Below are 18881 nucleotides of genomic sequence, written 5' to 3'. Positions count from 1 at the left end.
GCGGGGCCTCGGACACGCATCGGGTGCGGCAACGGGGCGTCTCAGTCGCCCATCTGCTTGCGCAGATGCTCGCGGCGCTCCTGCGCGTCGAGACTGAGCGTGGCGATCGGCCGCGCCTCCAGACGCTCCACGCCGATTTCCTCGTCGGTTTCCTCGCAGTAGCCGTAACGGCCTTCCTCGATGCGGCGCAGCGCCTTGTCGATCTTGGCGATCAGCTTGCGGTAGCGGTCGCGCGTGCGCAGCTCCAGCGAATTTTCCGTCTCGCGGGTGGCGCGCTCGGCGTCGTCGCCGACGTCGCGCACTTCCTCGCGCAGGTTCTCCATCGTCTGCCGCGATTCCTCCACCAGCTGGTCGCGCCACTCGCGCAGCTTGTTGCGGAAGTACGCGAGCTGCATGGGGTTCATGTACTCCTCGTCCGGCGAGGGGCGGTAACCTTTCGGCAGCTCGATGTGCACCGTCGCGGGCAGCGCGTAGCGGCCGTCCTCGCGGGTGATGCCGGGCTCGTTGTTGGGGGCGACGATCGCCACCCGGGGTTTGGCAATGGCTGTTTCTGACTTCACGGGTTTCTTGATCTGGGGAGGTGCGGACTTCGCCGGCTGCGCCGCGGCGACGGCACCCCCGGCACGTGGAGCTGCCGCTTCCTTGCGTACGGGTTTGGCGGGCGCGGCAGGCTTCGCCGGCGCACGCTTCGCCGCGGGACGCGATGCCGGCCTGGCGGCTTTCGCCGATGTGCCCGCGGCGGCCTGCGCCTTCTTCGGCACCGGTTTCTTCGCGACGGTCTTCTTCGCCGCGGCCTTCTTCGGCATCGGCCTGGCCTTGGCCGCCTTGACCGGCTTCTTCGCCGCCGGCTTGGCCGGCTTCTTCGCGGCCTTGGCCGGGCGCGCGGCGTGCTTCGCCTTCTTCGCGGGCTTGGACGCGACGCGGGCCTTGGCCGCTTTGGCCTTGCTCGATGCGGTGCTGCGCGTGGACTTCGCCATTTCCCTACACCATTGTGGCTCGGCGGCCGGGTGTTATAGCCTAGAACCCTGGCACCAGCAACCGCCTTGCAAACCCGCGTCGCATCAGGGCTGGCGAGGGCTTACGGCGCGCCCGTGACGCGACTGATACTGTTCCTGATCGCCTGTTACAAACGCCTGCTCAGCCCGCTACTGGGGGCGAACTGCCGGTTCCATCCGACCTGCTCGAGCTACGCGCGCGCCGCCGTCGCACGCTTCGGCCCGCTGCGCGGATCGGTCCTGGCGGCATGGCGCATCCTGCGTTGCCAGCCGCTGTGCAGCGGCGGCTTCGACCCGGTGCCCGAACGCTTCACCTTGGCGCGCTGCCGCGCGCATGGAGACGAACCGCATGCATGACGCCTGGCTGATCACCAACGCCGAACTGGTCAACGAAGGCCGCCGCTTCCATGCCGACCTGCGCGTGCGCGGCGGCCGCATCGAGACGATCGCGCCCTCGCTCGCCGCGCGCCCGGGCGAACGCGTCTACGACGCCGCCGGCCTGTGGCTGCTGCCGGGCATGATCGACGACCAGGTGCACTTCCGCGAACCGGGTTTGACGCACAAGGCCGACATCGCCCACGAGTCGCGCGCCTGCGTCGCCGGCGGCATCACCAGCTACATGGAGATGCCGAACACCAGGCCGCCGGCGACCAATCGCGAGGCGCTGGAGGCGAAGTACGCGCGCGCTGCCGAGGTCTCCGCGGCCAACTACGCGTTCTATCTCGGCGCGACCAACGACAACCTCGACGACATCCGCGCGCTGGACCCGAAGGCCGCGCCCGGCATCAAGGTGTTCATGGGCGCCTCCACCGGCAACATGCTGGTGGACGATCCCGACACCCTGGACGGCATCTTCCGCGAGGCGCCGACGCCGATCATCACCCACTGCGAGGACACGCCGATGATCGCCGCCAACGAGGCGGCGGCGCGCGCGCGCTGGGGCGACGCCATCCCGCCGGAGCAGCACCCGCTGATCCGCTCGCGCGAGGCCTGCCTCAAGTCGACGCGGCTGGCGATCGAGCTGGCGCGCCGCCACGGCACGCGCCTGCACGTCCTGCACATCTCCACCGCCGACGAGCTGGTGCTGTTCGAGCCGGGCCCGGTCGCCGGCAAGCGCATCACCGCCGAGACCTGCGTGCATTTCCTGCACTTCTGCGACGCCGACTACGCGCGCCTCGGCCACCGCATCAAGTGCAACCCGGCGATCAAGACCGCGGCCGACCGCGAAGCGATCACGCGCGCGCTGGCCGAAGGCCGCATCGACGTGCTCGCCACCGACCACGCGCCGCATCTGGCCAGCGAGAAGGCCGAGCCCTACGTGCGCGCGCCGTCCGGCCTGCCGCTGGTGCAGTACGCCCTGCAGTGCGCGCTGGAGCGCGTGTTCGACGGCGTGCTGACGCTGGAGCGCGTGGTCGAGGCGGTGACGCACGCGCCGGCCACGCTGTTCCAGGTGGCCGAACGCGGCTACCTGCGCGAAGGCTACGCGGCCGATCTGACCCTGGTCGACCCGCGGCGCCCGCACCCGGTCAGCGCCGCCGAGGTGCTGTCGAAGTGCGGCTGGTCGCCGTTCGAGGGTTTCACCTTCCGCAGCTCGATCGCCGCCACCTTCGTCAACGGCCGCCTGGCCTGGGACGGCCGGCGCGTCAGCGACGAGGTGCGCGGCCAGCGGCTCGCCTTCGCGCGCTGAACGCCTCCGGCGCAGCGAAGCTCAGCGCGCCCCCAGCGGCGCCAGCGCGTGGTCGGCCGGGCCGTAGCCGCCCTCCACGCCCTTGGTCGCGATCGCCACCGCGTCGTGCGGATGCAGGCTCTCGTAGTGCGAGGCGCGCACCCAGAAGTCGGCGATGCGCTCGTCGGCGTCCAGCGCCTGCTGCAGGCGCCGCGCGGCGTCCTCGCAGAACATCAGGTTGCCGCCGTTGAGCAAGGCGAACCGCTGCTCGTCGACGCGCTTGACCGCGGCCTGCACCGGCGTCTGCAACGCGTCCTCGATGCGGTCGATCAGGTCGATCAGCGGGAAGTCGAAGCCGGGGTTGAGGCGCACGCGCACCTCGGCCGCGCTGCGCTGGCTGTGCGGCGTGGCGCGGATGCCGTGCTCGCTGCCGAGCCAGGCCAGCACCGCCTCGCGGTCGAGCGCCTGCGCGGCGGGGAACGCCTGCGCGAAGCCGTCCTGGATCAGCTGGCGCGCCAGCGCCGCGGAAGCCGGGCAGGTGGACGAATACAGCACGGCGGTGGCGAGCTCGACCTCGAACCGGCCGCGCTGCAGCGTCGCCGTGATGGTCACCGGATAAGCCTTCCAGCCGCGGTGGTCGCTGACCAGCGCCGGCCGCCGCACCAGATGCTCGAAAGCGATACGCACCATCGCGCGATCGGAAAGATCGGCGTGCGAGTCGAGGAAGCCGCGCAGCATGCGGCGCAGCAGCGCGGGGGTCAGCGGCTCGGCGTCGAGCGTCCGGTCGAGGTGCAGGTACAGGCGCGACATGTGGATGCCGCGCGCCTCCGGCCGGGCCAGATTGACGTAGGCCGCGACCCGCGCCGCCGACTGCACGACGCCGCCGTCGGCCGTGGCCAGCCGCACCGGCATCTGCACCTCGTCCATGCCGACCCACTCCAGCCGTCCGGCCACGCCGGGCCTGGCCTCGACGGCCACGTCGGGCATCGCGCGCTGGGTGTTCAGGTCGGTGGACATGGTGGTTTCCCGCATGAAACGGCGGGCCCGTGGCCCGCCCGGAAGACAACTTTACGTCAACTGGGGCCGGCGCCGGCCCGGCACAATGGCTGCTCGGCGTGAACGGCGCGTTTCCGTCTCAACGTCCCGCCCGCCGCTCGCGCGCCGCGCGCCAGAGATAGAAGGCATCGCCCAGCCGCGGCCGCTGCGGCGCGCGCAGCGCGGCCAGCGGATCGGCGGCGCGCAGCGCGCCGGCCAGCAGCGCGCGGTCGCGGCGCGCGCGCAGGCCGCGGAACAGCGACAGCGGACCGGGCAGCCGCTGCGCCGCCTCCAGCGCCTGCGTCAACGTCTGCAACTGGTCGCGCAGCGCGGCGCGGCGCGCCGCGGACGGCTGCCGCAGGCCCTCGCGCGTCAACTGATGCCGCGCCAGCAGCGCCATCGGCAGCGGCAGTTCGTGCGTGCTTTCCGCATCCAGCCAGGCCAGCGCCGCGCCGAGATGGCCCAGCGCCGCCAGCCGCGCCGCGCGCGCGGGCGAGGCCTCGACGCCGAACCAGAACGCGGTCTCCAACGCGGCCAGCGCGCCGTGGAAGCGCTCGGCGGCGGCGAGCTGCGTCTCGAAATCGGCGACGCTGCCCTGCCCCAGTTGCGTCAGCGCAGCGGCCACCGGCGCCGCGTACAGCGGCGCCGGCAGCGCCGCCGCGCGCGCGTCGGCGAACAGCGCCTGCGTCAGCGGATGCAGCGCCTCGCCCTGGCGGGCGCGCGCCAGCTCCTCGCCCCACCAGTTCAGCTTCACCGCCGCGACCTGCGGCTCGCGGATGCCGTAGGCGGCGGCGATCAGCTCGTGTTCGAGGCAGGCCAGCGCGCAGCAGGCGTCGCGCTCCGCCGCGTCGAGATAGCCGAGCGCGATCGCCTGCGCCGGCTCGGCGACCAGCCACTTGTCGACGAAGCTCTCGAAACCGGCGTCGCTCACGCGCGGCCCACCCAGCCGATCAGCTCGGTGGGCCGCCGCGCCACCGCGTCGGCCTCCCAGGTATGCGGATCGCCGCCGTCGAGGTAGCCCCAGGCGGCGGCCACGGTGTAGGCGCCGGCGGCGCGCCCGGCCTCGACGTCGCGCAGGTCGTCGCCGACGAACAGGCAGCGCCGCGGCTCGACGCCGATCTGCGCGCAGGCGTGCAACACCGGCGCCGGATCCGGCTTCTTCACCGCCAGCGTGTCGCCGGCCACCACCACCGAGGCGCGCTGCGCGAGTCCCAGCTTCTGCAGCAGCGGCGCGGTGAGGAAGCCCGGCTTGTTGGTGACCACGCCCCAGGCCACGCCGCGGCCTTCCAGCGTGGCCAGCAGCGCGTCGATGCCGTCGAACGGCCGCGTGCGCGCGCCCAGCACTTCGGCGTAGAGATCGAGGTAGCGCGGCACCAGCGCGGCGATCGCGTCCTCGCCGGCGCCGGGAAAGCCGCGGCGCAGCACCGCGCGCGCGCCGCGCGACACCACCTCGCGCACGCTGGGATACGGCGGCGGCGGCACGCCGTGCTCGCCGCACAGCGCGTCCAGCGCCGCGGCGAGGTCGGGGGCGCTGTCCAGCAGGGTGCCATCGAGGTCGAACAGCACGCCGTCGATGCGGGGGGGCAGCGGCTTCATGCGGGTTTGCGCGCGCAGACGAGGTAGTTGACCGCGGTGTTCGCGGTCAATCGCGCCTTGCGCGTCAACGGGTTGTAGGCGATGCCCCGCACCTCTTCGAGCTCGAGCCCGGCGCGACGCAGCAGCGCGGCCAGCTCCGACGGGCGCAGGAACTGCGCGTAGTGGTGCGTGCCGCGCGGCAGCAGGCGCAGCAGGTATTCGGCGCCGAGGATCGCCGCGGCGAAGCTGGCCGGCGTACGGTTGAGCGTGGACATGAACAGGCGCGCGCCCGGCTTCAGCAGCGCGGCGAGGTCGGCGACCAGCGCCGCCGGATCGGGCACATGCTCGATCAGCTCCATGCAGCAGACCGCGTCGAAACCTTCCGGCTCGGCCGCGGCCAGTTCGGCCGAGCCGCACACCCGGTAGTCGACCTGCAGGCCGGATTCGTGCAGGTGCAGGCGCGCGACGTCGATCAGCGCCGCGCCGAGGTCGATGCCGACCACCGCGGCGCCCGCGCGCGCCAGCGCCTCGCTGAGCAGGCCGCCGCCGCAGCCGACGTCGGCCACGCGCGCGCCGTGCAGGACGACGCGCTCGACGACGAAGGCGGCGCGCACCGGATTGAGGTCGTGCAGGGGACGGGATTCGCCTTGGGGGTCCCACCACCGCGCCGCCAGCTTCTCGAAGCGGGCGATCTCGTCGGCATTCACGTTGGACGCGACGCCGGTCATGACGCAAAGCCCTCCTGTCGCACCGAACCTTCCCTGGCACGTGGTGCCTGCCCGGCCATCCATGGCCGGGCGCTCGCCGGCGCGGGATGCGATTCATCGCATCCCGCGTCACGACCCGGCTCGCCCCACCACCGCGCCGCCAGCTTCTCGAAGCGGGCGATCTCGTCGGGGCTGACGTTGGTCGCTTGCATGATGCGCATCGTGGGCGGGCGGCGGCCCGCCGTCGTGAGTCGGGTCATCCGCCGATCGCCGCCACGCGCTCGCGCCACGCGCGCGCCTTGGCGCGCAGCGCGTCGGCGTCGAGGCCGGTCAGGGCGCGGTCGGCGAGCTGGCGGCGGCCGTCGATCCAGACGTCGCTGACCTGCTGGCGTCCGGTGGCGTAGACCAGTTGCGACACCACGTGGTACAGCGGCTGCGTCTCCAGCGGGTCCAGGCGCACCGCCGCGAGGTCGGCGCGCTTGCCCGGCGCGATCGAGCCGATGCGGTCGGCCAGACCCAGCGTGCGCGCGCCGCCCAGCGTGGCGGCGTGCAGCGTGGCGGCCGCGTCGAACGCGCTGGCGTCGCCGGCGACGCCCTTCGCCAGCAGGGCCGCGGTGCGCATCTCGCCGAACATGTCGAGGTCGTTGTTGCTGGCGCAGCCGTCGGTGCCCAGCGCCAGGTTGACGCCGGCGCGGCGCAGCTTCTCGGCCGGGCAGAAGCCGGAGGCCAGCTTGAGGTTCGATTCCGGACAGTGCACCACCGACACGCCCTCCTCCGCGCACAGCGCGATCTCGGCGTCGGTGAGCTGGGTCATGTGCACGGCGATCAGGCGGTCGTTGACGATGCCGAGCTGCTGCATGCGCTGCAGCGGCCGCAGGCCGGTCTCGCGCTTCGCTTCCTCGACCTCGTGCGCGGTCTCGTGCAGGTGCAGGTGCACCGGCACGTCGAGCTGGTCGGCGAGCATGCGCACGCGCTCGAAGGCCTGGTCCGACACGGTGTACGGCGCATGCGGCGCGAACGCGGTGCCGATCAGCGCGTCGCCGCGGAAGTCGTCGTGCACGGCCAGCGCGCGCTCGAAATACTCGTCGCGGCTCTTCGCCCAGGCACTGGGGAACTCGATCAGCGGCAGGCCGACCGTGGCGCGGAAGCCGGCGCGGCGGTAGGTGGCGGCGGCGACATCCGGGAAGAAGTAGTTCTCGTTGCAGCAGGTGGTGCCGCCGCGCAGCATCTCGGCGATCGCCAGCTCGACGCCGTCGCGCACGAACTCGGGGCCGAGCACGCGCCCCTCCACCGGCCAAATGTGCTGCCGCAGCCAGACCATCAGCGGCAGGTCGTCGGCCAGGCCGCGCAACAGCGTCATCGGGTTGTGCGTGTGCGCGTTGACCAGGCCGGGGATCAGCGCATGCTCGCCCAGCGCGACGCGCTCGCGCGGCGCGCAGGCAGCCCGCGCCTCGGCGGTCGGCAGCACGGCGACGATCGAGCCGCCATCGACGGCGACGGCGTGATCCTCCAGCACCACGCCGTGCGGCTCCACGGGCACGACCCAACGGGCCTCGATCAGCAGGTCGACCTCGCGCGGCACGCTCACGCCGGTCTCACTTCACTCGGCCGACATACTCGCCGGTGCGCGTGTCGACCTTGATCACTTCGTCCTGGCCGACGAACAGCGGCACGCGCACCACCGCGCCGGTCTCCAGCTTGGCCGGCTTGCCGCCGCCGCCGGAGGTGTCGCCGCGCACGCCGGGGTCGGTCTCGACGATCTTCAGCTCGACGAAGTTCGGCGGCGTCACCGACAGCGGCACGCCGTTCCACAGCGTGACGATGCACATCTCCTCGCCCTTCAGCCATTGCGCGGCGTCGCCGACGGCGTTCTTGTCGGCGGTGTGCTGCTCGAAGCTGTCCGGCTGCATGAAGTGCCAGAACTCGCCGTCGTTGTAGAGGTACTGCATGTCGGTATCGACGACGTCGGCACCCTCCACCGTGTCGGTGGCCTTCAGGGTGCGCTCGGTCACGCGGCCGTTCTTCAGGTTGCGGATCTTGATGCGCGTGAACGCCTGGCCCTTGCCGGGCTTGATGAACTCCGCCTCGACGATGGTGTAGGGATCGCCGTCGACGATGATTTTCAGGCCGTTCTTGACGTCGTTCAGTCCGTAGGTCGCCATGGGGGTGCTCCGATACGAAAAAGCCGCCCCGGGAAGCGGCTAGAATGGGCTGTTCACCGGGGCGCGCCGCCCCATCCGAGACCGCAGATGATAACCGCAAGCCCTGCCCCCGCGCAGCTTTCGCCGGCCGACTGGCGCCAGCTCTGGCGCGAGGCGGTGACCGACGCGCGCGAGCTGCTGGCCCTGCTCGGCCTCGAGGCGCTGGCCGCGCGGCTGCCGCCGGACGACGCCGGCTTCGCCCTGCGCGTGCCGCGCGGTTTCGTCGCGCGCATGCGTCCCGGCGATCCGCACGACCCCCTGCTGCTGCAGGTGCTGCCGCAGTTGGCGGAGCTGGAACCGGCGCCGGGCTTCGTGCGCGACGCGGTCGGCGATCTCGGCGCGCGCGCCGCGCACGGCGTGCTGCAGAAATACGCCGGCCGCGCCCTGCTGATCGCCAGCGGCTCCTGCGCGGTGAACTGCCGCTACTGTTTCCGCCGGCACTTCCCGTATGCCGAGGAGATCGCCGCGGCGGCGCGCTGGCGCGAGGCGCTGGCGCACCTGCGCGCCGACGCCTCGCTGTCGGAGGTGATCCTCTCCGGCGGCGATCCGCTGTCGCTGTCGACGCCCAAGCTGGCCGAGCTGACCGACGGCCTGGCCGATGCGCCGCACGTGCGCCGTCTGCGCATCCACTCGCGCCTGCCGGTGGTGCTGCCGGAGCGCGTCGACGACGAGTTCTGCGCCTGGCTGTCCGGCCTCGGCCTGCGGAAGGTGGTGGTGCTGCACGCCAACCATCCCGCCGAGCTCGACGCCGGCGTGGCCGCCGCGTGCGGACGCCTGCGCGAGGCCGGCGCCACCCTGCTCAACCAGTCCGTGCTGCTGCGCGGCGTCAACGACGACGCGGCCGTGCTGGCGGCGCTGTCGGAACGGCTGTTCGAAGCCGGCGTGCTGCCCTACTACCTGCACCAGCTCGACCGCGTCGAGGGCGCCGCCCACTTCGAGGTCGGCGACGACCGCGCCCGCGCCCTGGTCGAGGCCCTGCGCGCCCGCCTGCCCGGCTATCTGGTGCCGCGGCTGGTGCGCGAGGTGGCCGGCGACGCCGGCAAGCGCCCACTGTGAGCGCCCCCGCGCCGGCCAGCGGCCGTTGTGGAAATGCGCGGTGGGTTCGGGTAAAACCCCTAGGCCGCGGTTTACGCTCGCACCGGAACGGCGGTCCTCCTGCGGCCGCACCGCGCCCCGAGTCCCACGCATGAAGCAGGACAACGTCACCAAGATCCTTTTCGTCGAAGACGCCGTCGAAGACGCCGAACAGGTCACCAGCGCGCTGCGCAACGGCGGCATCGCGGTGCGCCCGGCGCGCGCCGGCAACGAAGCGGAATTCGAGAGCGCGCTGGAAAGCCTCGGCCCCGACCTGGTGCTGGCCAATCCTTCCGCCCGCGACCTCAAGCTGCCCGAGGTCGCGCGCATGATCGAGGCGACCGGCAAGGACATCGTGCTGATCGCGATGGTGCCGCACGCCGACGACAAGATCATCTGCGACGCCTTCCTCGCCGGCGCGCGCGCGCTGGCGCTGCGCAGCCGCGCCGACCAGATGCAGGCGGTCGTGCGCCGCGAGGCGGAGGCGCTGGCGATGCGCCGCAGCGTGCGCCGCCTGGAGGCCGCGCTGCGCGAGTCCGAGCGTCGCTGCGACGCCCTGCTGGACTCCTCGCGCGATCCGATCGCCTACGTGCACGAGGGCGTGCACGTGCGCGCCAACAAGGCCTACCTCGAGATGTTCGGCTTCGAGGACTTCGAGGAGGTGCAGGGCCTGACCCTGCTCGACCTGGTGGCGCCGGCCAACGCCGAGGACTTCAAGGCGCTGCTGAAGCGCCTGGCGCGCGGCGAGAAGCCGCCGCCGCGGCTGGAGCTGAAGGCGCAGCGGACCGACGGTTCCACCTTCGACGCGGTGATGGAGTTCGCCCAGGCCACGTTCGAGGGCGAGCCCTGCATCCAGATCGTGTTCCGCCGCCAGGAGGTCGACCCCGCGCTGGCCGAGCAGCTCGACGCGCTGCGCTCGCGCGATCCGGTCACCGATCTCTACAACCGCAGCCACATGCTCGGCGTGCTCGACGAGGCGGTGGCCGCGGCGGCGAACGGCCAGGGCAGCCAGGCGCTGCTGCTGATCGAGCCCGACAACTACCACAACGTGGTCGACGCGGTCGGCCTCGGCAACGCCGACGGCCTGCTGCGCGCGCTCGGCGCGAAGATCCTCGCCCAGCTCGGCGCGCACGACGTGGCCGGGCGCATCTCCGACCACACCTTCGGCGTGCTGCTGAGGGGCAACGGCGAGCCGGCGCAGACCGTGGCCGAGGCGATCCGCAAGGCGGTCGAGGCGCAGATCTTCGAGGCCGGTGCGCAGTCGGTCAGCCTGACGCTCAGCATCGGTGGCAGCCTGATCGGCGAGAAGAACGCCAACTCGCCGACCGTGCTGGCGCAGGCCACCAGCGCCTTGCGCAACGCGCAGAACGCCGGCGGCAACCGCGTCGACGTGCACGATCCCGCCGCCAAGGACAAGGCCGAGGCGGAGAAGGAGCGCGGCTGGCTGGCGCTGGTGCAGGATGCGCTGGCCAACAACGGCTTCGTGCTCTACTACCAGCCGGTGATCAGCCTGCAGGGCGCCGAGGGCGAGCACTACGAGATCCTGCTGCGCCTGAAGGGCCCGAAGGGCGAAGTGCTGCCGGGCTACTTCCTGCCCGTCGCCGAACGCCACGGTCTGCTGCCGGCGATCGACCGCTGGGTGATCGCCAACGCCATCCGCGTGCTGGCCGAGCGCCAGCGCGAAGGCGCGCTGGCCACGTTCTTCCTGAAGATCACGCCGCAGTCGCTGGAGGACGAGCAGCTGGCGCCGTGGATCGGCCAGCAGCTCGCCGCGGCCGGCGTGCCCGGCCGCGCGTTGGTGCTGGAGATGCCGGAAAGCAAGGTGGTGACCAACCTGAAGCCGGCGCGCGAGTTCGTCAACGCGATCAAGCAGTTCGGCTGCGGCTTCGCGCTGGAGCAGTTCGGCTCCGGCCTGAACTCGTTCCAGCTGCTGAAGCACGTCGACGCCGGCTACCTGAAGATCGACCGCAGCTACATGGCCGAGCTGCCGAAGCATCCGGAGAACCAGCAGCGCGTGCGCGAGCTGTGCACGCAGGCGCACGCGGCGGGCAAGCTGACGGTGGCGGAATGGGTGGAAGACGCCGCCAGCATGTCGATCCTGTTCACCTGCGGCGTGGCCTTCGTGCAGGGCAACTTCCTGCAGGAGCCGGAGAAGGTGATGGCGTACGAACTGGCCGGCTGAGCCGGCGGCCGCTGCCGGCACGAAAAAGGAAGCTGCGCGGGTCGCCCCGCGCGGCTTCGTCGTTTCTGGCGAACCGCCGGCTTACTTGGCCGGGGCGGTGGCGCCGATGTCTTCCTTGATGCGCGCCGCCTTGCCCTCGAGACCGCGCAGGTAGTACAGCTTGGCGCCGCGCACCTTGCCGCGACGCTTGACCGACACCGACTCGATCGCCGGGCTGTGGGTCTGGAACACGCGCTCGACGCCGGTGCCGTGCGAGATCTTGCGCACGGTGAAGGCGGAATTCAGGCCGCGGCTGCGCTTGGCGATGACCACGCCCTCGAAGGCCTGCACGCGCTCGCGGTTGCCTTCCTTCACCTTGACGTTGACGACCACCGTGTCGCCCGGGCTGAACTCCGGCAGCTTGCGGGTCATCTGCGCGGCTTCGAACTGCTCAATGATCTTGTTCATGGCACACCACCGATAAGTATCAATCCGGCCGGGTCCGTGCGGGCCTCAGCATGTCGCCGCACGATGCTCGCGGCGGAATTCCTCAAGCAGCTGGCGCGCTTCCGCGTCCAGCGTCAACCGCGCCAGCAGGTCGGGCCGGCGCAACCAGGTGCGGCCCAGCGACTGCTTCAGGCGCCAGCGGCGGATCGCCGCGTGGTCGCCGGACAGCAGCACCGGCGGTACCTCTCCCAGCGCGTCCTGCTCGGGCCGCGTGTAGTGCGGGCAATCGAGCAGGCCGTCCGAGAACGAATCCTGCCGCGCGGACTGCGCGTCGTTCAGCGCGCCTTCCTGCAGCCGGCCGACCGCGTCGATCAGCACCGCCGCGGCCAGCTCGCCGCCGGACAGCACGTAGTCGCCGATGGACAGCTCCTCGTCGACCGCGTGCGCCAGCAGGCGCTCGTCCACGCCCTCGTACCTGCCGCAGAGCAGCGTGAAGCGCGGCATCCGCGCCAGCTTCGCCACCCTGCGCTGGGTGAGCCGCGCTCCCTGCGGGCTCAGGTAAATCACGTGCGCCGGCTCCGGCGCCGCCGCCCGCACCGCGGCCAGGGCCGCGCGCAACGGGTCGATCATCATCACCATCCCGGGGCCGCCGCCATAGGGGCGGTCGTCCACGGAGCGGTAGTTGTCGGTGGCGAAGTCGCGCGGGTTCCAGGTTTCGACCTGCAGCAGCCCGCGTTCCTGCGCCCGGCCCACCACGCCGATGCCGGCGCACTGGCGCACGAACTCGGGGAACAGCGTGACGACGTCGATGCGCATCGCCCCTCGTCCGTGCCGGCGGTCGCCCGCCGCCTTCAGAATTCCGGATCCCAGTCCACCACCATGCGGCCGTCATCGACATCGACCGACCGCACGTACTGCCCCGGCACGAACGGGATCAGCCGTTCGCGGTCGCCGTCCCGCACCACCAGCACGGGATGGGCGCCGGTCTCGAACAGGTGGCTGACCCGGCCCAGCGCCGCGCCCTCCACCGTGACCACCTCGAGATCCTCGAGATCGGTCCAGTAATACTCGCCCGCCGGCAGCGCCGGCAGCGCCGCCCGCGGCACCCAGACCGGCGTGCCGATCAGGGCCGCCGCCTGGTCGCGGTCGGCGACGCCGGGCAGTTCGGCCACCAGGCCCTTGCCCTGCTCGCGCCCGCGCGCGCCGCGCAGTTCGCGGAACTCGCCCGGGCCGGTCTCGAGCAGCCAGGGCTGGTAATCGAAAATCGCGAGGCGCGGCTCGGCCCAGGATTCGAGCTTGACCCAGCCGCGCACTCCCGACACCCCGACGATGCGCCCCATGCGGACGCGGCGCTCGCCGGGCATGCCGACCTCAGGCGGCCTTGGAGGCTTCCTTGACCAGCGCGCGCACCTTGTCGGTCAGCTGCGCACCCTTGGCCACCCAGGCCTGCACCTTGGCCACGTCCAGCTCCAGGCGCTTCTCGGCGCCGGACGCCACCGGGTTGTAGTAGCCCACGCGCTCGATGCTGCGGCCGTCACGCTTTTTGCGCTCGTCCGCCACCACGACGTGGAAGAACGGGCGACCCTTGGCGCCGGCGCGCGCAAGACGAATCTTCACCATACGTACGAACTCCAGAGTTGCCGCGAGGCCGGCAGCCGCTTTCAGGCCGGTGCGGGAAACGCGGCATTTTAACGGAAATCGGCGGGAAAGGAAGCCCGGGCCCCGGATCGCGGCCCGGGCGCGAGGCGCCGGACCGCGCCGCGCGCGCCCTCCGCACTTCCCTGCTCCCTGCTCCCTGCTTCAGCGCATCGGCGGCATGCCGCCGCGCTTCAGCGCGCCCTGCATCTGCCGCATCAGCCCCTTCATGCCGCCCGAGGCCAGTTTGGACATCATCTTCTCCATCTGCTGGTACTGCTTCAGCAGGCGGTTGACGTCGGCCGGCTGCTGGCCGGCGCCGCGCGCCACGCGCGCGCGCCGCGAGCCGTTCAGCAGGTCCGGGTGGCGGCGTTCCTTCTTGGTCATCGACTGGATCAGGGCGATCATGCGCTTGATCTCGCGGTCGTTGACCTTCGACTTGACGCTGTCCGGCAGGCTGCCGACGCCGGGCAGCTTGTCCATCAGCGCGCCCAGCCCGCCCATGTTGACCATCTGCTCGAGCTGGTCGCGCATGTCGTTCATGTCGAAGCGCTTGCCCTTGACCACCTTCTCGGCGAGCCTGGCGGCCTTCGCCTGGTCGACCTTGCGCTCGACCTCCTCGACCAGGCTGAGCACGTCGCCCATGCCGAGGATGCGCTGCGCGATGCGGTCGGGATGGAACGGCTCCAGCGCATCGGTCTTCTCGCCGGCGCCGAGGAACTTGATCGGCCGGCCGGTGACGTAGCGCACCGAGAGCGCGGCGCCGCCGCGGGCGTCGCCGTCGGTCTTGGTGAGGATCACGCCGGTCAGCGGCAGCGCCTCGGCGAACGCCTTGGCGGTGGTGGCCGCGTCCTGGCCGGTCATCGCGTCGACCACGAACAGGGTCTCGACGGGATTCAGCGTCGCGTGCAGCGCCTTGACCTCGTCCATCATCTCGGCGTCGACGTGCAGGCGGCCAGCGGTGTCGACGATCAGCACGTCGGCCACCTCGCGGCGCGCGGCGTCGAGCGCCGCCCTGGCGATCGCCACCGGGTCCTGCGCGCCGGAGGACGGGAAGAAGCCCACGCCGACCTGCGCCGCCAGCGTCTGCAGCTGGTCGATGGCGGCCGGGCGGTAGACGTCGCAGCTCACCACCATCACCTTTTTCTTCTTGCGCTCGACGAGGAAGCGCGCCAGCTTGGCGACGGTGGTGGTCTTGCCCGCGCCCTGCAGACCGGCCACGAGCACGATCGCCGGCGGCTGCTGGGCGAGGTTCAACTCGGTGTTGACCGTGCCCATCAGCGCGGTCAGCTCGTCGCGCACCACCTTCACCAGCGCCTGGCCGGGGGTGAGGCTCTTCAGCACTTCCTGGCCGACGGCGCGCGCCTGCACGCGCTGGATCAGCGCCTGCACCACCGGCAGGGCGACGTCCGCCTCCAGCAGCGCGATGCGCACCTCGCGCAACGACTCGCGGATGTTGGCCTCGGTCAGGCGGCCGCGACCGCGCAGGCGCTGCACGGTGTCGGAAAGGCGCTGGCTGAGCGACTCGAACATGGCGCTGGATCGGGGGTTGCGGAAAGCGTGCCAGTATAGCAGCCGCCCCCGGCGGCGTTTGCGCGCGCGACGCGCTGTGCCAAACTCGCGCGCACCATGCCGATCACCCTGATCTCGTTGCTCGCCCTCGCCGGCTACCTCGGCGCCGCCGCGCTGTTGGCCGCGCCGTTGACCGGCTGCCCGCGCACGCCGCGCGCCTCGGCGCTGCTGCTGGGCGCGCTGGCCGTGCTGCTGCATTTCGGCGTGCTGCTCGGCTTCCATCGCGGCGCACTGGACCTGCATTTCTTCGCCGCGCTGTCGCTGGTGGCGGCACTGGTGGCGGCGCTGACCTTGCTGGTCAACCTGGCGCGCCCGGTCGCCGGGCTCGGCGTGATCGTGTTCCCGCTGGCCGCGGCGCTGCTGGCGCTGGACGTGTTTTTCGCGCCGCCGACGGCGCCGCGCGCGCTCGGCTGGCAGATCAGGCTGCACGTGGCCGTTGCCCTGCTCGGCTACGGCGTGCTCTCGATCGCCGCCGTGCTGGCCATCCTGCTGTGGCTGCAGGAGCGCGCGCTGCGCCGGCACCGCCCCGGTCGCCTGGTGCTGGCCCTGCCGCCGCTGACGCAGACCGAGGCGCTGATGTTCCGCCTGATCGCCGCCGGTTTCGCGCTGCTGACGGCGACGCTGCTGAGCGGCCTGCTGTTCATCGAGGACATCCGTGCGCAGCACCTGGTGCACACCACCGTGCTGTCGATCGCCGCCTGGCTGGTGTTCGGCCTGCTGCTGTGGGGCCGCTGGCGCTGGGGCTGGCGCGGCCGCCGCGCGGTGCGCTTCACGCTGACCGGCATGGCGGTGCTGCTGCTCGCCTTCTTCGGCAGCAAGTTCGTATTGGAACTGGTGCTGCAAAAAGTGAATTGACGCTTGAATCGCGCGGCGGCAAGTGCGCAGAATCCGCGCGCCAGGGACACGGGAGGGACCAGGGTGGACACGGACTCCGGGCAGGACCGCCGGCGCTTCCAGCGCGTGCCGCTGGCAGGCAGCGTGCGCCTCTATTCCGGCAGCGCGCTGTGGGAGACCGACCTGATCGACCTCTCGCTGAAGGGCGTGCTGGTGGCGCGGCCCGCGGCCTTTGCCGGCGCGCCCGGCGCGCGCTTCCGCATGGACCTGCGCGTCAACGGCACGTTGGTGATCAGCATGGGCGTGGAAGCCGCGCGCATCGAGGGCGATCGCCTCGCCTTCGCCTGGGACCGCATCGACCTCGACAGCTTCGCGCGGCTGAAGCGGCTGCTCGAGCTGAACCTCGGCGGCCACGAGCGGCTGCACCGCGAATTGGCGGCGCTGGGCGCCTGATTCAGCGCACCGCGTCCAGCGCCTCGGCGAGGCGCTCCACCGCCACCACTTCCAGTTCGCCGTAGCGCCCCTTTTTCGGCGCGTTCGCCTTCGGCACGATCGCGCGCGCGAAGCCGTGCGTCGCCGCCTCCTTCAGGCGCTCCTCGCCGTTCGGCACGGGCCGGATCTCGCCGGACAGGCCGACCTCGCCGAAGGCTACGGTCTTCTCCGGCAGCGGCCGGTCGCGCAGGCTGGACAGCACCGCCAGCAGCACCGGCAGGTCGGCCGCCGTCTCCTGCACGCGGATGCCGCCAACCACGTTGATGAACACGTCCTGGTCGTAGGCGGCGACGCCGCCGTGCCGGTGCAGCACCGCCAGCAGCATCGCCAGGCGGTTCTGCTCGAGGCCGAGCGCGACGCGGCGCGGATTGCCCAGCGAGGACTGGTCGACCAGCGCCTGCACCTCGACCAGCAACGGCCGCGTACCCTCGCGGGTGACCATCACCGCGCTGCCCGGCGTCGGCCCGCTGTGCGCCGACAGGAAGATCGCCGACGGATTGGGCACTTCGCGCAGGCCCTTGTCGCCCATCGCGAACACACCGAGCTCGTTGACCGCGCCGAAGCGGTTCTTGAACGCGCGCAGCACGCGGAAGCGGCTGCCCGACTCGCCCTCGAAGTACAGCACGGCGTCGACCATGTGCTCGAGCACGCGCGGGCCGGCGATGCCGCCTTCCTTGGTGACGTGGCCGACCAGGAACACGCCGGTGCCGCTTTCCTTGGCGAAGCGCACCAGCTTCGCCGCCGATTCGCGCACCTGGCTGACCGAGCCGGGCGCCGCGGTCAGGAGTTCCGTCCAGATGGTCTGGATCGAATCGATCACCAGCACGCGCGGACGCGCCTCGGCGGCGCGCTCGAGGATGCGTTCGACGCAGGTCTCGGCCAGCGCCTGCAGCGGCGCCAGCGGCAGGCCGAGCCGTTGCGCGCGCGACGCCACCTGCGCCAGCGATTCCTCGCCGGTCACGTACACGCCGCTCATGCGGTCGCCCAGCGCGCCCAGCATCTGCAGCAGCAGGGTCGACTTGCCGATGCCCGGATCGCCGCCGATCAGCACCACCGAACCGTCGACCAGGCCGCCGCCCAGCACGCGGTCCAGCTCGCCGATGCCGACCCGGCTGCGCGAGGTTTCGCCCGCCGCCACCTCGGTCAGCGGCGTGATGCGCGAAGCCCCCGCGGCGGCGCCCGCGTAGCCGCCGCGGCGCGCGCCGTTGCCCGCCGCCTTGGCCGGCTCGACGACGAATTCGGACAGCGAATTCCACACGCCGCACTCCGCGCACTGGCCCTGCCACTTGCCGTGCTCGGCGCCGCATTCGCTGCAGACGTAGGCGGTCTTCGCCTTGGCCATGTCAACCTTCGTCCTCGGCGAACAGCACGCGGCGGGTGACGCCGCAGGTGAGCTCGTAGCTGATCGTGCCGGCGTGGGCGGCGACGGTTTCGACCGGCAGCGCCGGGCCCCACAGCGTCACCGCATCGCCGACGCGCGCCGCGGGCACCTCGCGCAGGTCGATGGTGACGAGGTCCATCGACACGCGGCCGACGATCGCGGCGCGGTGTTCGCCGACCAGCACCGGCGTGCCGGCGGCGGCGCTGCGCGGGTAGCCGTCGCCGTAGCCGATCGCGGCGACGCCGAGCGGCATGTCCTCGGGCGCTTCCCAGGTGGCGGCGTAGCCGACGCGCTCGCCCTTGCGGATGCGGTTCACCGCGATCAGCCGCGTCGACAGCGTCATCGCCGGGCGGAAGCCGAAGTCGGCGCCGCACTTGCCCTCCACCACCGACAGCCCGTACAGCAGCCCGCCGACGCGCACCCAGTCGCCGTGCGCCTGCGGCCAGCCCAGCACGCCGGCCGAATTGGCCAGCGCGCGCTCGCCGGCGAGGCCGCGCGTGGCGTCGGCGAAGCGCGCGATCTGCTGCGCGGTCAGCGCGTTGTCGAACTCGTCGGAGGCGGCGAAGTGCGTCATCAGCGCGATCTCGGGATGCACCGCCGGCAACGCGCGCAGGCGCGCGTGCACCTCGACCGCGCGCTCCGGCGCGAAGCCGAGCCGGTGCATGCCGGTGTCGAGCTTCAGCCAGACGCGCAGCGGGCGGCCGTCGCGGTCGGCGACCAGCCACTCGATCTGGCTGTCGTGGTGGATCACCGCCTCGAGGCCGAGTCGGCGCAGCTCGGCGAGATCGGCCGGCGCATCCGGCCCGCTCAGCACGACGATGCGCTGGCGGTGCCCGGCCGCGCGCAGGCGCAGGCCGTCGGCGATCGAAGCGACGCCGAACGCGTCGGCTTCGTCCAATGCCCGCGCGACGCGCTCGAGGCCGTGGCCGTAGCCGTCGGCCTTGACCACCGCCATCACGCGCGCGCCGGAAGCGCGTTCGCGGATGCGCGCGAGGTTGTGGCGCAGTGCGCCGAGGTGGATGGTGGCGAGGGCGGTGCGGCTCATGGTTGCGGGGAGACGGGAGACGGGGAACGGGAGACGACGAGATCCCTGCTCGGCGCCACGA

At 72.1% G+C, this 18881-nt stretch carries 21 protein-coding genes; 6 read left to right on the top strand and 15 right to left on the bottom strand.

Annotated elements, in window-relative coordinates; all coding sequences use genetic code 11:
* Positions 1 to 41: 41 nt before the first annotated feature.
* On the bottom strand, positions 42 to 977 hold the full coding sequence (dksA, locus tag MBSD_RS15365; RefSeq protein ID WP_187300562.1) for an RNA polymerase-binding protein DksA: 936 nt from the start codon (positions 975 to 977) through the stop codon (positions 42 to 44).
* 66 nt (positions 978 to 1043) lie between these two features.
* Between dksA and yidD the strand changes: the two genes are divergently transcribed.
* Both yidD and MBSD_RS05975 read left to right on the top strand, forming a co-directional pair.
* Complete coding sequence (gene yidD / locus MBSD_RS05980; protein ID WP_425478098.1) at positions 1044 to 1352, top strand: membrane protein insertion efficiency factor YidD; 309 nt, start codon at positions 1044 to 1046, stop codon at positions 1350 to 1352.
* Entirely contained in the window at positions 1345 to 2682 is a 1338-nt protein-coding gene (locus tag MBSD_RS05975; protein WP_062536018.1) for a dihydroorotase, read from the top strand. The genes yidD and MBSD_RS05975 overlap by 8 nt, the downstream gene beginning before the upstream one ends.
* A 21-nt stretch (positions 2683 to 2703) precedes the next feature.
* Here the strand turns inward: MBSD_RS05975 and folE2 are convergent, their stop codons facing one another.
* From folE2 to efp, 7 genes are all read right to left on the bottom strand, one after another.
* On the bottom strand, positions 2704 to 3678 hold the full coding sequence (gene folE2, locus MBSD_RS05970; RefSeq protein WP_062536004.1) for a GTP cyclohydrolase FolE2: 975 nt from the start codon (positions 3676 to 3678) through the stop codon (positions 2704 to 2706).
* Between the two features lie 118 nt (positions 3679 to 3796).
* On the bottom strand, positions 3797 to 4627 hold the full coding sequence (locus MBSD_RS05965; protein ID WP_082306514.1) for a hypothetical protein: 831 nt from the start codon (positions 4625 to 4627) through the stop codon (positions 3797 to 3799).
* Positions 4624 to 5292 carry a phosphoglycolate phosphatase gene (gene gph, locus MBSD_RS05960; RefSeq protein WP_062536003.1) on the bottom strand — a complete coding sequence of 223 codons (669 nt, stop codon included), beginning with the start codon at positions 5290 to 5292 and terminating at the stop codon, positions 4624 to 4626. Before gph ends, MBSD_RS05965 begins: the two co-directional genes overlap by 4 nt.
* Positions 5289 to 5999, bottom strand: a complete 711-nt coding sequence (ubiG, locus tag MBSD_RS05955) for a bifunctional 2-polyprenyl-6-hydroxyphenol methylase/3-demethylubiquinol 3-O-methyltransferase UbiG (protein WP_062536001.1) — start codon at positions 5997 to 5999, stop codon at positions 5289 to 5291. The genes gph and ubiG overlap by 4 nt, the downstream gene beginning before the upstream one ends.
* Positions 5996 to 6190, bottom strand: coding sequence for a hypothetical protein (locus tag MBSD_RS15125; RefSeq protein ID WP_148667818.1), 195 nt, complete (start codon positions 6188 to 6190; stop codon positions 5996 to 5998). The genes ubiG and MBSD_RS15125 overlap by 4 nt, the downstream gene beginning before the upstream one ends.
* Before the next feature lie 44 nt (positions 6191 to 6234).
* Entirely contained in the window at positions 6235 to 7566 is a 1332-nt protein-coding gene (locus MBSD_RS05950; RefSeq protein WP_062536000.1) for a TRZ/ATZ family hydrolase, read from the bottom strand.
* Positions 7567 to 7573: 7 nt separating this feature from the next.
* Positions 7574 to 8140, bottom strand: coding sequence for an elongation factor P (gene efp / locus MBSD_RS05945; protein ID WP_062535998.1), 567 nt, complete (start codon positions 8138 to 8140; stop codon positions 7574 to 7576).
* 87 nt (positions 8141 to 8227) lie between these two features.
* Between efp and epmB the strand changes: the two genes are divergently transcribed.
* Together epmB and MBSD_RS05935 are read left to right on the top strand one after the other, a co-directional pair.
* Positions 8228 to 9235 carry an EF-P beta-lysylation protein EpmB gene (gene epmB, locus MBSD_RS05940; protein ID WP_062535996.1) on the top strand — a complete coding sequence of 336 codons (1008 nt, stop codon included), beginning with the start codon at positions 8228 to 8230 and terminating at the stop codon, positions 9233 to 9235.
* A 130-nt stretch (positions 9236 to 9365) separates the two neighbouring features.
* Positions 9366 to 11435 carry an EAL domain-containing response regulator gene (locus MBSD_RS05935; protein ID WP_062535995.1) on the top strand — a complete coding sequence of 690 codons (2070 nt, stop codon included), beginning with the start codon at positions 9366 to 9368 and terminating at the stop codon, positions 11433 to 11435.
* 81 nt (positions 11436 to 11516) lie between these two features.
* Here the strand turns inward: MBSD_RS05935 and rplS are convergent, their stop codons facing one another.
* From rplS to ffh, 5 genes are all read right to left on the bottom strand, one after another.
* Positions 11517 to 11882: a 50S ribosomal protein L19 gene (gene rplS, locus MBSD_RS05930; protein ID WP_062535992.1), complete on the bottom strand. Its 366-nt coding sequence runs from the start codon at positions 11880 to 11882 to the stop codon at positions 11517 to 11519.
* A 45-nt stretch (positions 11883 to 11927) separates the two neighbouring features.
* Positions 11928 to 12677 carry a tRNA (guanosine(37)-N1)-methyltransferase TrmD gene (trmD, locus tag MBSD_RS05925; protein ID WP_062535990.1) on the bottom strand — a complete coding sequence of 250 codons (750 nt, stop codon included), beginning with the start codon at positions 12675 to 12677 and terminating at the stop codon, positions 11928 to 11930.
* 35 nt (positions 12678 to 12712) lie between these two features.
* Positions 12713 to 13225: a ribosome maturation factor RimM gene (rimM, locus tag MBSD_RS05920; protein WP_062535988.1), complete on the bottom strand. Its 513-nt coding sequence runs from the start codon at positions 13223 to 13225 to the stop codon at positions 12713 to 12715.
* Between the two features lie 7 nt (positions 13226 to 13232).
* Complete coding sequence (gene rpsP / locus MBSD_RS05915; protein WP_062535986.1) at positions 13233 to 13481, bottom strand: 30S ribosomal protein S16; 249 nt, start codon at positions 13479 to 13481, stop codon at positions 13233 to 13235.
* 180 nt (positions 13482 to 13661) lie between these two features.
* Entirely contained in the window at positions 13662 to 15029 is a 1368-nt protein-coding gene (gene ffh, locus MBSD_RS05910) for a signal recognition particle protein (RefSeq protein WP_062535985.1), read from the bottom strand.
* A gap of 96 nt (positions 15030 to 15125) precedes the next feature.
* On the opposite strand from ffh, the gene MBSD_RS05905 reads away from it, so the two are divergent.
* Complete coding sequence (locus MBSD_RS05905; RefSeq protein ID WP_062535983.1) at positions 15126 to 15923, top strand: cytochrome C assembly family protein; 798 nt, start codon at positions 15126 to 15128, stop codon at positions 15921 to 15923.
* Between the two features lie 63 nt (positions 15924 to 15986).
* A complete protein-coding gene (locus MBSD_RS05900; RefSeq protein WP_062535981.1) occupies positions 15987 to 16355 on the top strand; it encodes a PilZ domain-containing protein in 369 nt (122 codons plus the stop codon).
* 1 nt (position 16356) lies between these two features.
* Here MBSD_RS05900 and radA read toward each other — a convergent pair whose 3' ends face one another.
* Entirely contained in the window at positions 16357 to 17736 is a 1380-nt protein-coding gene (gene radA, locus MBSD_RS05895) for a DNA repair protein RadA (protein WP_062535979.1), read from the bottom strand.
* A gap of 1 nt (position 17737) precedes the next feature.
* A complete protein-coding gene (gene alr / locus MBSD_RS05890; protein ID WP_062535978.1) occupies positions 17738 to 18820 on the bottom strand; it encodes an alanine racemase in 1083 nt (360 codons plus the stop codon).
* Positions 18821 to 18881: the final 61 nt, after the last annotated feature.

This window comes from Mizugakiibacter sediminis, from assembly GCF_000953855.2.
In the GTDB taxonomy this organism is placed as follows: Bacteria; Pseudomonadota; Gammaproteobacteria; order Xanthomonadales; family Rhodanobacteraceae; genus Mizugakiibacter; species Mizugakiibacter sediminis.
The sequence above is the reverse complement of the archived record's forward strand: the minus strand, read 5'-3'. Positions and strand labels throughout refer to the sequence as shown.

Coding starts and splice junctions, on each gene's coding strand:
- rpsP (WP_062535986.1), bottom strand. CDS start 13,481: ATGGTGAAGATTCGTCTTGCGCGCGCCGGCGCCAAGGGTCGCCCGTTC.
- radA (WP_062535979.1), bottom strand. CDS start 17,736: ATGGCCAAGGCGAAGACCGCCTACGTCTGCAGCGAATGCGGCGCCGAG.
- efp (WP_062535998.1), bottom strand. CDS start 8,140: ATGGCGACCTACGGACTGAACGACGTCAAGAACGGCCTGAAAATCATC.
- epmB (WP_062535996.1), top strand. CDS start 8,228: ATGATAACCGCAAGCCCTGCCCCCGCGCAGCTTTCGCCGGCCGACTGG.
- gph (WP_062536003.1), bottom strand. CDS start 5,292: ATGAAGCCGCTGCCCCCCCGCATCGACGGCGTGCTGTTCGACCTCGAT.
- MBSD_RS05935 (WP_062535995.1), top strand. CDS start 9,366: ATGAAGCAGGACAACGTCACCAAGATCCTTTTCGTCGAAGACGCCGTC.
- MBSD_RS05975 (WP_062536018.1), top strand. CDS start 1,345: ATGCATGACGCCTGGCTGATCACCAACGCCGAACTGGTCAACGAAGGC.
- trmD (WP_062535990.1), bottom strand. CDS start 12,677: ATGCGCATCGACGTCGTCACGCTGTTCCCCGAGTTCGTGCGCCAGTGC.
- folE2 (WP_062536004.1), bottom strand. CDS start 3,678: ATGTCCACCGACCTGAACACCCAGCGCGCGATGCCCGACGTGGCCGTC.
- MBSD_RS05905 (WP_062535983.1), top strand. CDS start 15,126: ATGCCGATCACCCTGATCTCGTTGCTCGCCCTCGCCGGCTACCTCGGC.
- MBSD_RS15125 (WP_148667818.1), bottom strand. CDS start 6,190: ATGCAAGCGACCAACGTCAGCCCCGACGAGATCGCCCGCTTCGAGAAG.
- rimM (WP_062535988.1), bottom strand. CDS start 13,225: ATGCCCGGCGAGCGCCGCGTCCGCATGGGGCGCATCGTCGGGGTGTCG.
- alr (WP_062535978.1), bottom strand. CDS start 18,820: ATGAGCCGCACCGCCCTCGCCACCATCCACCTCGGCGCACTGCGCCAC.
- ffh (WP_062535985.1), bottom strand. CDS start 15,029: ATGTTCGAGTCGCTCAGCCAGCGCCTTTCCGACACCGTGCAGCGCCTG.
- dksA (WP_187300562.1), bottom strand. CDS start 977: ATGGCGAAGTCCACGCGCAGCACCGCATCGAGCAAGGCCAAAGCGGCC.
- rplS (WP_062535992.1), bottom strand. CDS start 11,882: ATGAACAAGATCATTGAGCAGTTCGAAGCCGCGCAGATGACCCGCAAG.
- ubiG (WP_062536001.1), bottom strand. CDS start 5,999: ATGACCGGCGTCGCGTCCAACGTGAATGCCGACGAGATCGCCCGCTTC.